This is a genomic window from Halorubrum vacuolatum (assembly GCF_900188065.1).
GTDB lineage: Archaea > Halobacteriota > Halobacteria > Halobacteriales > Haloferacaceae > Halorubrum > Halorubrum vacuolatum.
On sequence record NZ_FZNQ01000001.1, the window covers coordinates 194,459 to 207,945 of the forward strand.

A 13,487-nucleotide genomic window follows, 5' to 3' on the forward strand; every position below is an offset into this window, starting at 1 on the left:
CGATCAGGGCCGGACCGGTTTCAACCTGCCGGAGGGTCGCCGAAACGTTTGAAAACGTTCGGGGCCACATCCGCACGTGCCGCTGCTTTCACCCTCCGCGCTCGCCGTTCGGTTCCGGTCGCTGTCGATCACCGAGCGGTACGCGTTGCTCGCGGCCATCTGGCGTGAACGAGGCTCTCACACGCGGATCGTGGACGACTGCCTCGTCGCCGAAGGGGAAACTCGCACGGAGCGGATCGCCGTCGTCGGTCCCTTGACTCGGTCCGTTCCGGCGGACATCGATGTGGTCGTCGCTACCCACGATCGCTCCCGGATTCGGGAACTCGCGGGGACGGCGAACGCCGACGTTCTCGACCCGGACGCGCTTCGAGACCTCCTCGCGTACGGCATCGAGCGCGATCGAGGGGAGGCGATCGCCCGCGAACACCTCGGCACCTCGTTGACCGTTCCCGAACCCGATCCACCGCCGACTCCGCGGCAGGGGGCGGTCGCGGTGCTCGTGCTCATCGTTCTTCTCGCGGTTCCGCTGCTCGCGCTGTCGGGGGCCGGACTGCCGTCGGCCGTGGTTCCGTTCGCTGCCGATGATCCCGGCTCGGACGGTTTCGATTCGGACGATGCCGGTCCGGATGACTCGCTCGTGGGTTCCGCAGTCGATGGGGACGACGATCGCGTTGGGTCCGATCCGATCGATGAGAGCGTCGGTGACGATGGAAGCGTCGCTGGCGACGACGCGAGGGCGTCCGACTCCGCTTCGACTTCCCCGTATCCGCCCGGAACCGATGCCGATGGCGTCGTCGACGCCGCGAGGCTCATCGAGACGCATCGCGACCGGATCGAGGACGCGGAACGGGCATACTGGGTCGAGTACGACGGCCCGGAAACCGCCGCGTTCGGCGATCGACGGGCATTTCGACTGGACGCATCGATGCACGATCCCGAGCGGTTCCTCGTGGAAGGGGAGAGCCGCTGGCGAACGGAGCGGGAGACGGCTGCGGTGAACGACTCTGAGGGGGCGAACGCGACAGGGACTGACTCGATGGCAACGAACGCGGGCGAGGTGTTCGACGAGATCGATGGACCAACCGGGACGAATGTGGGGAACAGTTCCACGATCACCGAAGCGTACTGGGCGGACGGTGAGCGAACCCACACCCGACTTGTCGCGAACGACTCCGAACGGCTGTCGAACACGTCGATCGGAACCGACCCGGTCGCGCTCCGTCTCGAACGCCACGCACACCATCTCCTCTATACGACGGTTTCGACGGCGGAGACCGAGACGGAACGCGACGACTGGCGTGGGTGGCGGCTGGTGCAGGTCTCCGGCAGCGCGGATCGGGTCACGGTCGACGACGAGACGTACAGCGACGTCACGCTCACCTCCACGTTCACGAGCGACGGGGAGCTCGTCGGCTTCCGATTGACGTATCACCACGAACCGACCGGTGTGCCCGCGCAGCTGACGTTCCAGTATCACCCGGAGGACGATGTCCCGCCGCCGGATCCGCCCGCGTGGTATGAGGAACGGCGCTGAGTCCTGCGGTGGACGAACCGCTATGCCAGCCGTTCCTCGACGAACGCGACGACGGCAGCCAGTTCCTCCGGGTCGACGCCGTGGGCCGCTGCATACGTCTCATAGCGCACGTCCGCCCCGAGCGTCTCCAGCCGTTCGGCCGCTTCCCGAGAGCGGAATTCGGGGATCACCTGATCGGCCGACCCAGCGCCGACGAAGACCGGCTTCCCCTCGATCCCGTCCGGCTCACTATCCGCGTGGGCGGCCGCGAGATAGCCGTGTAACGCGACGACCCACGCGTAGCGATCGGGATCTTCAATCAGCAGCGAGAGGCTGGTGATCGCCCCTTGACTGAACCCGAGCAGGCCGATCCGGGAGGGATCGAGGTCGTACGCATCGACCGCCGCATCGACGCTCCCTCGGACGAGATCCAGGCTTCGCGCGAACTCCTCGGGATGTGGTTGGCTCGCATGCAACCCCCCGCCGGAGAGGTCGAGCTCGTACCACGTGTAGCCACCATGTAGCGGGTCGGGCGCTCGAAGGCTCACGACGGCCAGCTCGTCGGGCAGCTGGTTCGCGATGGGAAGCAGGTCCTGCTCGTTCGCGCCCCGCCCGTGAAGGACGAAAACTGCCGGCGCGTTCGCGGCGTCGGTCTCGGGTTCGACGTAGACGTGCTCCAGCGGGAGATCGGTCATATCTCGCCGTTCGACGGCGGCGGGGTTGTATCCGTCGACCGCGGCAGCGGCTTGGCGATGGTGATCGATGGTGATCGGTCGCGCGGAGCGTTCGACGGCCCTCCCGCTCAGCGGTCCGGCTCCCACGCCTCTTCGACGAAGGCGGCCATCCGATCGGTCGCCTCCTTCAGCTCCCGCATCGAGGTCGCATACGAAACCCGGAGATGGCCCTCGCCGCCGGAACCGAAGACGGATCCGGGGACGACCGCGACGCCCGTCGATTCGAGCAGCTCCTCGGCGAACCGGTCGTCGTCGCCGCCGCAGTCCGGAAATGCATAAAACGCGCCCTTCGGTTCAAAGGTGTCGAGCCCCATCCCGTTGAACCGCGAGACGACGAGCCGACGGCGACGGTTGTACTCGTCCACCATCTCCCGGACCTCCTCGTCGCAGCGGTCGAGCGCCGCCATCGCCGCGTGCTGGGCGGTCGTCGGCGCCGAAAGCATCGTGTACTGGTGGATCCGGTTCATCCCGTCGATGGCGTCCGCCGGCCCGAGCGCGTAGCCGAGCCGTAATCCGGTCATCGCGTACGCCTTCGAGAAGCCGTTGATCACGACGCTCCGCTCGCGCATCCCCGGCTGGGTCGCGATCGACGCGTGTTCGCCGCCGTAGGTGAGCGCCGCGTAGATCTCGTCGGCGACGACCCTGAGGTCGTGCTCGCGACAAAACGCCGCCACCTCCGCGAGCGTCCCTTCGTCCATGATCGCCCCCGTCGGGTTGTTCGGATAACAGAGGACGAGCAGGTCGGCGGCGTCCGCGCCGGCCGCTTCGAGTCGCTCGCGGGTGAGCCGGAAGTCATCGGCCGCGCGGGTGGGGACGGCAAGCGGCTTCCCGCCAGCCAGTTCGATCCCCGGCCGGTAGGAGATGTAGGTGGGCTCGTGGACGGCGACGACGTCACCCGGATCGACGAGCGCGCGAAACGCCAGATCGACCGCCTCGCTCGCGCCCGTCGTGACCACGACCTCCGTCTCGGGATCGTATCGCTGGCCGTACCGTTCGTGATGGGCCGCGATCCGTTCACGGAGCGCCGCGATACCTCGATTCGCGGTATAGGAGGTCCGCCCGCGCTCCAGCGAGTCGATCGCGGCGGTGCGGGCCGCCCACGGCGCCGAGAAGTCCGGCTCGCCGACCCCGAGCGAGATGACGTCGTCGCGTGCCTCCGTGAGTTCGAAGAACTTCCGAATACCCGACGGCGGAAGGGTGTGTGCGCGTTCGGCGAGCCTCATGGCGATACGGAGAGCCGATCGTCCTCGTCGCCGTCTACGAACCGGATCCCGCCGTCTTTGTAGGTCTCCATGATGTAGTGGGTGACGGTCTGGGTGACCTCCGGCAGCGGTGCGACCTGCTCGGAGATGAACTGTGAGACGTCCTGCATCGATTCGCCGAGCACCTCGACGGCGAAGTCGTAATCCCCGGAGACCAGGTGGAGGGCGTCGACGGCGGGGAACTTCGCTATCCGGTCCGCGACCTGCTCATATCCGGTCTCGCGGTCGAGCTCGACGTTGATCTCGACGATGGCGCGGATCTTGCCCTCCTCGGTGGCGTCCCAATCGATGACCGCCTGATAGCCGTGGACGACGCCGTTCCCCTCGAGCGTCGCGATCGCCTCCTCGACGGTCGCCGCGTCCAGTCCGGTCTGTGCGGCGATGTCGTCGATCCCTTCACGGGCGTTCCGTGCCAACACGTCGAGTACCTCGCGTTCGGCTTCCATACGTTATCACGGAGGCGGTGTGGTTTGAAAATGGCGACCCATCCGTGTGAGTCGTTCTCATCCAGATACGCCCTGTTTTTCCGTTCTGTCTCCCGGGCCGGCCCCGCTCGTGGTGGCGCTCATGCCGTCCAGTTCGCATCGCTGATATCTGCGGGAGAGTCTTATATATGCCTCTAAATATACCCATCCGTATGGAATCCCGTCGTGATGGGCAAACGCTGTTCGGTTCGACGCGCCCGCGTCGGCCCGCCAGTCCCCGCCGTACCTCCCGTGCGGCCCAGCCGTTCGGTCCATCACGGCGACGTTCGACCGTCGGGCGTGGGCAGTCCGAGTTGGTCGGCGCCGTATTGATCCTTGGGATGTCGCTGCTCGTTATTTCGACGGTCGTCGCCATCGGTGGGACGCAACTGGTCGATCAGCAGGCTGATGCGGACCTTCGAAGCGCAGAGACCTCGTTCACGAACTTCGCCTCGAAAGCGGTCCTCGTCGCGGCAGGGGAGTCGGACGGCCGGACCGTCACGCTCCCACGGGACAATCGTGCGGACACCGCCGTCGATCCCGATCAAGGCCGGCTCCTGATCGAACTGCGCGATGAGACGGGAACGACGGTGGAAAAGAAGCTCGAAGATCGCTCGCTCGGCGGGATCACCTATCAACATGGTGAGGATACCGTCGCCTACGAGGGGGGTGGTGTCTGGCGGATGGAGGACGGTCGGGCGCGAATGGTTTCGCCGCCACCGATTCACTATCGTGGAACGACGTTCACCATGCCGGTCCCGCTCATCGAGTCCGGGGACGCGAGCGGCGGGGCGGCACGTGTCTCTCCGGCGGGACCACGCGAGCGTATCTACCCGGACCCTACGGACGAAGACAGACAAAACCCACTCTCGAACGGGACCGTCCACATCACCGTCGAGAGCGACTACTACGAGGCGTGGGGGCGCTTTTTCGAGTCACGGACCGGCGGCTCGGTCTCATACGATCACGACGACGACAGCGTCACCCTTCGGCTTGCGACCGAGGACCCGGATCGACAGCTCCGGGATGCTGTCACCGGCACGTCACCAAGTCGATTCGAAATAAGGGGTGCCGGTGGATCGTCGTTCACGGACAGCTACAACTCCTCGGTGGGCCCCTACGATGATTCACAGAGCGGGGACGGCGATATCTCGACTACCGGCACCATCGAACTTGGCGGTGGCGCTGAGGTGTTCGGCGACGTCGAATCCGGCGGGTCCGTCGATATCGGCGGCGGCTCCACGATATTCGGTAACGCGTCCTACACCGACTCGCTCGGACTCACCGGCAACGCCGAAGTGACCGGTTGGACTGCCGATAACGCGAGCGTCACGCCGGCACGCCCGATCGACAGCCTCGTGGATGTGGAGCGCTCCTCGCTCGCGGACGACAACGATAACGACGACGCCGAGATCATCGATGAGAGCCGGTTTGTGGATACGACGGAGGAGTCCGGAACCCTCATCCTCACAGAGGGACGCTACTCGCTTGATGAGTTGAACCTCGATGGGCGAACCCTCCGGATCGACGTCTCCGACGGCGATGTGCGGCTGGGCGTGAACGGTGACCTCGCACTGGCTGGGGAGAACGTCGAGGTTGTCGGTGACGGTGGGGACGCCCGTCTGTATGTTTCCCGAAACGTTGAACTGACCAGTGGGACGGCGGTGGAGGTCGAAGACGACGTCTCCCCGCGTCTGTGGGTGTATGGGACCCGCGATGCGACCGTCGAGGTGAGGAGCGGTTCGACGTTCACCGGTGTCATTTATGCACCAACCGACTCCTCGGGCTCCGGCACGGTCGATATCAACTCCGCCACGGTGAAGGGGTCCGTCGTCGGCGGACGGACGACGCTACAAGCCGGCGGAACCGTCCACTTTGACACCGCGCTCGCCGGCACCGATCCGCTGCACGGCGCTGACGTTCCACGGGTCACGTTCCTTCACATCTCCGGGTCGCCGATCACGGTTGACCGCCGGTGAGGGTGGACGCCCCCGCGGTCTCCTTCCTGCCCGTTTCAGTACTCGATCGTTGCCGTGTGGCGGTCCAATAACAGGACGATGAGTGCGCCGCCAAGCGCCGCAGCCAAAAACCGCGGGGCGGCAGCACCCCACGTCTCGCCCCGTTCACCGAGTCGGATCGACACCTCGACGATCGGCGCCCGTAGCGCCCCGACGATCAGACTCACGAGGAACGCCAGCGTCGCCATCCGATAGGCCGCGAGCGCCCGCCGCACCGCGTGTGCGACGGTGAAGAGCCCGACGACGGCACCGGAGAGAAAGACAACGACCGGCGTCCCGAACTCCATAAGCGTGGGGACGTCAGCCGCGCCCGACGTGACCGTTCCGAACAGCGCTTCGAGAAACGAGCGCAACGTCCCCGACATGTAGTCATACTGCCCCAAGACGATGAGCAACAGCGACCCGGAGATGCCCGGAAGGATCATCGCGCTGACCGCGACGGCCCCGGCGAGAAACACCACGGGGAGCTCGTTGCCGAGGGCGGTAGAGGCGTATCCCGAGGTGAGGAACGCGGCGAGAAAGCCCGCCGCTGCTGCTCCCTTACGACCCGGTGTCGAGAGGTCGACTTCACCGAAGAGCACGACCGCTGAGGCCGCGATCAGCCCGAAGAAGAAGCCGAACGTCGCGACCGGGACCGTCTGTAACAGCAGGTCGACCGCGCTCAACACCGCAACGACGGCCGTGGCGATCCCCGCACCGAGCACCAATAAAAACCCTCCATCCATCTCGCGGAAGGCCGCCCGAGCATCCGGAACTCGAGCGCGTCGAACGCCGGCGAGCACCCGGCCTATTCGCTCAGGATCGATGGCGGTCAGCGCGGCGATCAGCCGCTCGTAGATCCCGGCGATGAGTGCGATGGTTCCACCGGAGACGCCGGGCACCGCGTCCGCGGATCCCATCGCCAGCCCCTTCAGATAGACGACGAGCCACGCCCGGACGGTCCCCATTCCTTACGCGATGGTGGTTGCGATCGGGGCGACGAGACCGAGCGCGTTCCCGGCGGTCACCGATCCCGGGTCGCTTTCTGTCTCATCCTCGCTTGGTCCTCCGTCGACCGATCCTGCGCCACCGGCCTCCTCTGCGGATTCAAGCTCGACGGTCGGCGTGGTGTCGTCCTCGCCGATGACTTGCGCCTCGCTCACGTCGAGTTCGGCGAGCTGCGTGCCGTCCTCCGAGACGACCTGATACGGACCGGTCGCCTGAACGTTCGTCTCCGTGTAGCCCTCCTCGGGGCCCCACTCGTCGTAGCCGGTCGTCGAGTACGGGAGGTGGAGTTCGAACTCGCCGTCCCCGTCGGCCTCCGCGTACTGGGTGTAGATGAACGTCTCACCCGTCGGCTTCTCCATCTCGACGGCCGCTTGAACTTCCGCACCCGGCTCCGCACCGGAGCCCTCAACGGTCGTGCCGGGGACGCGCTCGAACGTCTTCACGTAGTCATCGGAGAGCCCCTCCATCAGGCTCGTTCCGAGCGTCTCTTCCGTGTCGACGCCGAGGCCCTGAAGCTCCTGAAGCTGCTGGGCGCCCGGCGCCTGTCCCGGCGTTTCGTCGGCGTAAACCAACCGATAATGCTCCAGCGCGTCGACGCGCTCGCTCGGGATCCCGGCGACGCCGCCGATCTGTGCCTCGCCGGGTGCATCCTCGACGGCCTGTTCAGCTTCCTCCATGCTGTCGTACCGTTGGATGAACTCGTCCGGATCGGCCGGAAGGGTCACGATTTCGAGCTGCTCACCGGCCGGAGTCGGGATCTGTTCGATGTCGTAGGTCACCACGACCGGTTCGGGCTCCATCGCGCTCCCGTAGCCCTCATAGAGCTGCACCATCTGGCTCTCGTAGTACCGCTGGGTCTGTATCCGGGTGACCGGCTGGAGCGCACCTTCCTCGGTCACCTGATAGACCTGGCGGTTGAAATCCTCCTGTTCGACGTCCGCGTCGTCATACCACGTCACCGGGGCCGAGAACTTCGAGGTTGGGGCAACCATCTGCCAGTCGATCATGACGTAGCGGGCCTGCGCTTCGGCCTCGTTCGGCTCGTTGAGCCGTTCGAGGACGGTCTCGGCCTGCTCCTCATCGGGTGCGAGCAGGTAGTTCGCGGCGTCCCGTGCGTTGTTCTGGAACGGATTCGCATACGGGATCCGCTCGCCGAGGACGGTGATCCAGTGGCCGTAATCCCACCACGACATCACGCCGTACGCCCCCTCGGGATACTCGTAGCCGTCGTCGCCGGGATGTTCGACCGTTCCGTAGTAATCCAGCCGGTTATCATGCCCCTCTAATTCCCCCGGATACGGCGTGTTCTCGGACATCCACTCGAGCGAGTCGTCCCAGCCCTGCACCTCGCCGGGCCCCGCATTGGCGCCGATCTGCCACGCTGTTCCCGTCGCGCCGGCGGCCTCGACCGGGACGATGAGCCCGGGGACGAGGATCGCGATCAGGATCGCCGACACGGTCATCACCTGCCAGCCCTCGATCCCCTTCAGCTTCTCACCCGCCTCCGAGATCGTGTCCGCATCGAGGTTCGTGTACGCGATCACCTTCCCGATGACGATGGCGTTGAGCACGACGACCGGGATCACGAGGTAGTAGCTGAATCGAAGCTGTGTAAACGTCGCCGACAACAGGAACAGAGCCCAGATGACGAGCAGCTGCTCCTCGGCGGGATAGCGGACGAGATACATCGCGCCGACGAGCAGCAGGAAGCCGGTTACAAGCGCCCCCAATTCGCCGGGGACGCCGACGAGGCCGAACAGCACGTCTGGGACGGCAGGAAGCGCGATGAAGAGGGCGACGATCCCCAACGCGACGCCGGCATACAGCGTGTGGTTCGTCTCGCTGGAACGGACCAGCGGCGCGAGAAGGATCCCGAGTAGGGCGATGATCGCGACGAACAGCGTCAGGCCGTACTCGCGGATGATCGGCTCGACGCCCTGTCCCTGTGCAAGCAGCGGTTGTGCCTCGGCGATTGTTGCTTGGACATCGGTTGCTCCAAGACCGACGTATTGCACGAAGTTCCCGTACAGGTGACTCCAGATGTCCGGGAGCGCAACGATCATCACGGCCGCGACACCCGCGAGGATCCCGCCGACAGCGACTGGATAGCGCTCGGGAGCGATCTCGCGGCCTTCGAACCCTCGGGCGAGCGCGCCGAGGAACAGACAGCCAGCCGCAACGCCGAGCGGAAGGAAGATCTGGCTAAACGAGTACGCCGTGACGCTGAAGCTGAACTCTTCGAGTGGAATAACGAGCAGGAGCCCGGTGACGGTCATCGAGACCGCACCGACGAAGATCGCCGGTTCGGGGCTGTCGTCGTGAACGACATCCGAGGTGATCGTGACGAGGAAGAAGATGCCGAAGATCCCGATCAGGAGGAGGCCGGGCTGCCAGACGTACAGATAGAGCGCGGTGGCGAATCCCGCGAGCGCGCTGTAGATTGCGGGCGTTCGCATGGCCTCGAAGTCGCGGTCGACGACGAGCTCCCACACCGGCTTGTGGGTGCCCGCCACGCTCAGCGCAACGAGCATGGCGAGGACGGCCACCGTCATGAAGAACGTCTCGGCGGCGTGGTGCTGGTAGGAGCCGACGAGGCTTCGGTTGAGGAACTGGCCGGGGATGAGCGCCAAGAGCAGCACCCCGAACAGCGCGGGGACCCGTGGGACGAACCGGCGGGCGAGATAGTAGGTCGGGATCGCACAGAGCGTGGCCATGACGGCGGTGGCAACGAGCATCACCGCCCCGGCCTGTGCCTCCGTTGGACTGCCGAGCCCGACGATGAGGATGACGGTGGCAACCAGCTGATCCCAGAGCGTACCGAACTGACCGGCAAGCGTCCCCTCCGGATATCGCGTCCAGATGTCGTACGGCATCGTGAAGGGGTAGTTCATCACCGTGTAGGTGGTTTCACGATAGTGGTACCACGGATCGTTACCGGTGAAGTAGTACTCGCCGTCGATGACGAACTCGTCATACGACTGGAGGCGGACCCAGAGCATGAACGCCATCAGCGCGGCGATGACCGGGAGATGGTACAGACGGCCGAACACGTCGGCGATGGATGCGTCCTCGGGAAGCGAGAAGCGCGAGGACGACTCCTGTCTCGACGACCCTGTCGACTGGCTCATTGGATAGGAGGTATTGGAAAACGGTCATAAGCCTTGTTATCGCCCACGCCGGGCGCGGTCGGGTGAAACAGAAGGATGGCCATGCGACCCGGACAGAAACCGTTAATCGGTGGACGTTTCAAGGGGCAGTCGATGAAGGTCTCCGTCGTCGTTTGCACCTACACGATGGACCGTTATGACGTGTTTCGGGAGGCCGTCGAGAGCGCGCTGGCGCAGACGTACGATCCGATCGAGGTCGTCCTCGTCATCGACGGCAACCCCGAGGTCTACGATCGGGTGGTCGCAGAATTCGGTCAGCACGAGAACGTCGTGGTCCATAACAACGAGGAGAACCGTGGCATCTCCTATAGCCGGACGAAGGGCGCGGAGTTATCCTCCGGGGAGATCGTCGCGTTCATCGACGACGACGGGGTGGCCGAGGAGGACTGGATCGAAACGCACGTCGAGTCTTACAGGGAAACCGATGCGGTCGCGGTCGCCGGCTACGTCGCGCCGAACTGGGTGGCCGAGAAGCCCGCGTTCTTCCCCGAGGAGTTCTACTGGCTGGTCGGCTGCACGGAACGAGGCTTTGCGGCGGACGGCGAGGAGATCAGAAACGGGTACGGCTCCAACGTCTCCTACAGGCGCGACGTGTTCCTCGATGTCGGCGGCTACGACGTGAACACCGGACGGAAGGGCGATCGGCATATTCAGGCGCACGAGGCTCCCGTCGGGATCCGGATTCGGGAGGAGTACGGGAAAGGCGTGCTCTACGTCGAGGACGCGGTGGTGGATCACACGCTCTTCGAGTATCGCGGCGAGTTCCGGTGGCTGCTCTTCCGATCGTTCTGGCAGGGCTTTTCGAAGCGCGTGATGGAGGTGCTGTATCCCGGCGCACAGGGCAACGAGACTGCCTTCTTGAAGGATCTGTTCGTTCGAGCGTTGCCCGCGCGTGTGAAGCGAACGATCGGTGAGCGATCGACGGAACCAGCCAAGGAGGCGGTCGCGATCATCGCGTTCACCGGCGCGGTCGGGCTCGGCTATCTCTACGGACTCACGAAGCGGGACGTATTGCGTGAGGAAGTCGATCCCGAGACGGAGGCGACGTCGACGTAGCTGCGATGTGCGTCGTCCGCGAATCAGCGACCGAGCAGCGGGACCTCGAACGGCAGGTTGTCTGCGACCGTGGTGCGGAACCTTGCGGAGATACCGAGCAGGAGCGTGAAGTACACGGCTGCGCCGAGGCCGACGAGTCCAACGACGAAGACCGCGTTGTACGCGTCGATCCAGCCGAAGTTGGCCTCGCCGAGTTCGCGGGCGACGTAGACGATGACGCCCATACAGAGCGCGGCGATCCATTGCCGACCCATCTCGCCGTAGGGAACCGCGAACGCCACGTGCGTGCTGGCGTAGCGGTAGCCGACCACGAGCCCGATCCCGGCCGATGTCGCGGTCGCGATGGCCGCACCGATCCACCCGATGGTGTAGACGAGCGCGATATTCAACACGAGGTTCGCGCCGATGAAGACGGCGTTGGCCCGAAACGCGAGGTCGGGCCTGTCGATCCCGTTGAGCGTGTTGAGCAGTTGCTTGTTATATGAGTACGCGAGAATGCCGACGAGCAGGATGGTGAGGACCTGTGCGCCGATCGCGAAGCCGTCCCCATAGATCCGCATGAGTCGGTCGCCGATGACGGCCGATCCGACGATCCCCGGGATCAGGAAGAGCCCGGCGTACGTGATCGCGTCGTTGGTGAGCGTGCGAACCATCTCGTCGTCGCCGGCGGCCGACCGTTTGCTCAACTCCGGAAACAGCGTCGTTCGGATCGCGCTTCCGAAGATGTCGAGGAACTTCCCGAGCGTGTAGGCGATCGCATAGACCCCAGTCAGCCCCGCCGGGACGAACAGCCCGAGGACGATGATGTCCATGTCGCTGAACACCTTCTTTCGCATGCTGCCGAGCCACGAGTACTTCGCGAAGTCGAACAGCCCGCGGACGTGTCGCCATCGTGGGATCGCGAGCGACGGGCGGACGTAGGCGAACCCGATCACGGCGATCACGCCCGTCCCGATAGCGTACCCGAGGAGCATCCCGGACAGCTCCCAGCCGATGAAGACGAGCGCGACCATGGCGAGGTTCCTGGCGGCCTGCTTGCCCGTACCTAACGGAGCGTAGATGTGGACCCGATGGCTCCCCTTCAGCGCCGAGTTGACCAGCCCGCTGAAGATCGAGACCACGAGCAACAGGACGACGAACTCCGCGACTGGCCGGCCGACGTAGGCGTTTACCTGATCACGAAAGAGAATAACACCGAGGCCCACGAGAGCGGTGAGGACGGCTTTGACGGCCGTTCCGGCCGCGAGGTAGGCGTCCGACTCCTCGCTCTCGCTCATCCGTTTGACGATGGCCTGCCCGAACCCGATGCTTTTGACGATCCCCAGCCACGAGACGAGCGCGAGCGTGATCGCGTAGAAGCCGTACACCTCCTCACCCAGCGTGCGGGTGAAGTAGATCGTCGCGAGGAACCCGATCAGGGAGCCGGCGATCTTTGAGAACAGATAGACGATCGACGTTTGACCGAGACGCATGGGGACTTCGTAACCGAAAGTCGAAGCGACGGCTTAAGGGTATTCCCACTTCGGAACGTTATCCGTCCCCGAGGAGGTCGGCCAGATCGGGATGCGCCCGGAACTCCTCGGGGATGTCCTCGCCCCGCCGGACGCGGTCCCGTATTTTCTGCCACTCGGCGTGTCTGCGGAAGACCTGCACGGGGATCCGATCGAGATCGAGGACCCTCGCGAACGCCAGTCGGTGTTGTCCGCACATGTTCCAGCGCAGTTCGCCGTGTCGGCCGATGTCGACAGCGACCTCGTTAGCGAGCGGATGCATCGTGTCGTTGAGCCCGCTCCAGGCCGCCTCCGGGTCCGTTTCGAGCAACTGGCGCTGGGATCGATATCCCTCGGTCCGAATTCGGCTATAGAGGGCCTCCATCTTCACACCACGCTCCGCCACTTCCGCCGGGTCGTACTTGTCCGTGAGCGCAGTCACCTCCCAGGCCATTCCTTCGTTGACCCGTTGTGCTATGGCTCTCGGACGGGTTCGTTGCATGAATGGATCGCCACCGAGATCCCAGTCCCCGTCGACGACCCATCCACGGCGTTTCGAGGACCGTTCCCCGCTCGTGTACGCGATCGCGTCGGGATCGACGTGGATGATCTTGTACGGATCGGCGTCGGTGTACTTCTCCGGATAGATGGTTCTGAACGCCGAGATCGCCATTCGGACTAGCGTGCTGGTCACGAGGTATGCTGCTGCTGCCACCGGCCGCGGTAGCGATCGGATCCGTCGATGCAGCTGCAGCTTCCAGCTGAGATATCGAGAGGCATAAAGCACCAGCCTGTC

At 64.9% G+C, this 13,487-nt stretch carries 10 protein-coding genes; 3 read left to right on the top strand and 7 right to left on the bottom strand.

Annotated features, from left to right (window positions below; all coding sequences use genetic code 11):
- Positions 1–76: 76 nt before the first annotated feature.
- Positions 77–1,534: a hypothetical protein gene (locus CHB65_RS00930; RefSeq protein ID WP_089383166.1), complete on the top strand. Its 1,458-nt coding sequence runs from the start codon at positions 77–79 to the stop codon at positions 1,532–1,534.
- A 20-nt stretch (positions 1,535–1,554) separates the two neighbouring features.
- On the opposite strand, the gene CHB65_RS00935 is transcribed toward CHB65_RS00930, so the two are convergent.
- The 3 genes from CHB65_RS00935 to CHB65_RS00945 form a co-directional block, all read right to left on the bottom strand.
- A complete protein-coding gene (locus CHB65_RS00935; RefSeq protein WP_089383450.1) occupies positions 1,555–2,208 on the bottom strand; it encodes an alpha/beta hydrolase in 654 nt (217 codons plus the stop codon).
- A 107-nt stretch (positions 2,209–2,315) separates the two neighbouring features.
- Positions 2,316–3,470 (bottom strand): pyridoxal phosphate-dependent aminotransferase, encoded by a 1,155-nt coding sequence (locus CHB65_RS00940; RefSeq protein WP_089383167.1) that lies wholly within the window; start codon positions 3,468–3,470, stop codon positions 2,316–2,318.
- Positions 3,467–3,955, bottom strand: a complete 489-nt coding sequence (locus tag CHB65_RS00945) for an Lrp/AsnC family transcriptional regulator (protein WP_089383168.1) — start codon at positions 3,953–3,955, stop codon at positions 3,467–3,469. Before CHB65_RS00945 ends, CHB65_RS00940 begins: the two co-directional genes overlap by 4 nt.
- A gap of 191 nt (positions 3,956–4,146) precedes the next feature.
- Between CHB65_RS00945 and CHB65_RS00950 the strand changes: the two genes are divergently transcribed.
- Positions 4,147–5,952: a polymer-forming cytoskeletal protein gene (locus tag CHB65_RS00950; RefSeq protein ID WP_143420328.1), complete on the top strand. Its 1,806-nt coding sequence runs from the start codon at positions 4,147–4,149 to the stop codon at positions 5,950–5,952.
- A 35-nt stretch (positions 5,953–5,987) separates the two neighbouring features.
- On the opposite strand, the gene CHB65_RS00955 is transcribed toward CHB65_RS00950, so the two are convergent.
- Both CHB65_RS00955 and CHB65_RS00960 read right to left on the bottom strand, forming a co-directional pair.
- Entirely contained in the window at positions 5,988–6,938 is a 951-nt protein-coding gene (locus CHB65_RS00955) for a DUF368 domain-containing protein (protein ID WP_089383170.1), read from the bottom strand.
- A gap of 3 nt (positions 6,939–6,941) precedes the next feature.
- On the bottom strand, positions 6,942–10,106 hold the full coding sequence (locus CHB65_RS00960; RefSeq protein WP_089383171.1) for an oligosaccharyl transferase, archaeosortase A system-associated: 3,165 nt from the start codon (positions 10,104–10,106) through the stop codon (positions 6,942–6,944).
- Between the two features lie 132 nt (positions 10,107–10,238).
- Here CHB65_RS00960 and aglG point away from each other — a divergent pair, with 132 nt between their 5' ends.
- Complete coding sequence (gene aglG, locus CHB65_RS00965) at positions 10,239–11,201, top strand: glucosyl-dolichyl phosphate glucuronosyltransferase (RefSeq protein WP_089383172.1); 963 nt, start codon at positions 10,239–10,241, stop codon at positions 11,199–11,201.
- A gap of 23 nt (positions 11,202–11,224) precedes the next feature.
- On the opposite strand, the gene CHB65_RS00970 is transcribed toward aglG, so the two are convergent.
- Positions 11,225–12,673, bottom strand: a complete 1,449-nt coding sequence (locus CHB65_RS00970) for a flippase (RefSeq protein WP_089383173.1) — start codon at positions 12,671–12,673, stop codon at positions 11,225–11,227.
- 58 nt (positions 12,674–12,731) lie between these two features.
- On the bottom strand, positions 12,732–13,385 hold the full coding sequence (locus CHB65_RS00975; RefSeq protein WP_143420329.1) for a hypothetical protein: 654 nt from the start codon (positions 13,383–13,385) through the stop codon (positions 12,732–12,734).
- Positions 13,386–13,487: the final 102 nt, after the last annotated feature.

Bases quoted from the DNA above. Each gene is read 5' to 3' on its own strand.
- aglG (WP_089383172.1), top strand. From the start codon at position 10,239: ATGAAGGTCTCCGTCGTCGTTTGCACCTACACGATGGACCGTTATGAC.
- CHB65_RS00945 (WP_089383168.1), bottom strand. From the start codon at position 3,955: ATGGAAGCCGAACGCGAGGTACTCGACGTGTTGGCACGGAACGCCCGT.
- CHB65_RS00955 (WP_089383170.1), bottom strand. From the start codon at position 6,938: ATGGGGACCGTCCGGGCGTGGCTCGTCGTCTATCTGAAGGGGCTGGCG.
- CHB65_RS00960 (WP_089383171.1), bottom strand. From the start codon at position 10,106: ATGAGCCAGTCGACAGGGTCGTCGAGACAGGAGTCGTCCTCGCGCTTC.
- CHB65_RS00940 (WP_089383167.1), bottom strand. From the start codon at position 3,470: ATGAGGCTCGCCGAACGCGCACACACCCTTCCGCCGTCGGGTATTCGG.
- CHB65_RS00970 (WP_089383173.1), bottom strand. From the start codon at position 12,673: ATGCGTCTCGGTCAAACGTCGATCGTCTATCTGTTCTCAAAGATCGCC.
- CHB65_RS00950 (WP_143420328.1), top strand. From the start codon at position 4,147: ATGGAATCCCGTCGTGATGGGCAAACGCTGTTCGGTTCGACGCGCCCG.
- CHB65_RS00935 (WP_089383450.1), bottom strand. From the start codon at position 2,208: ATGACCGATCTCCCGCTGGAGCACGTCTACGTCGAACCCGAGACCGAC.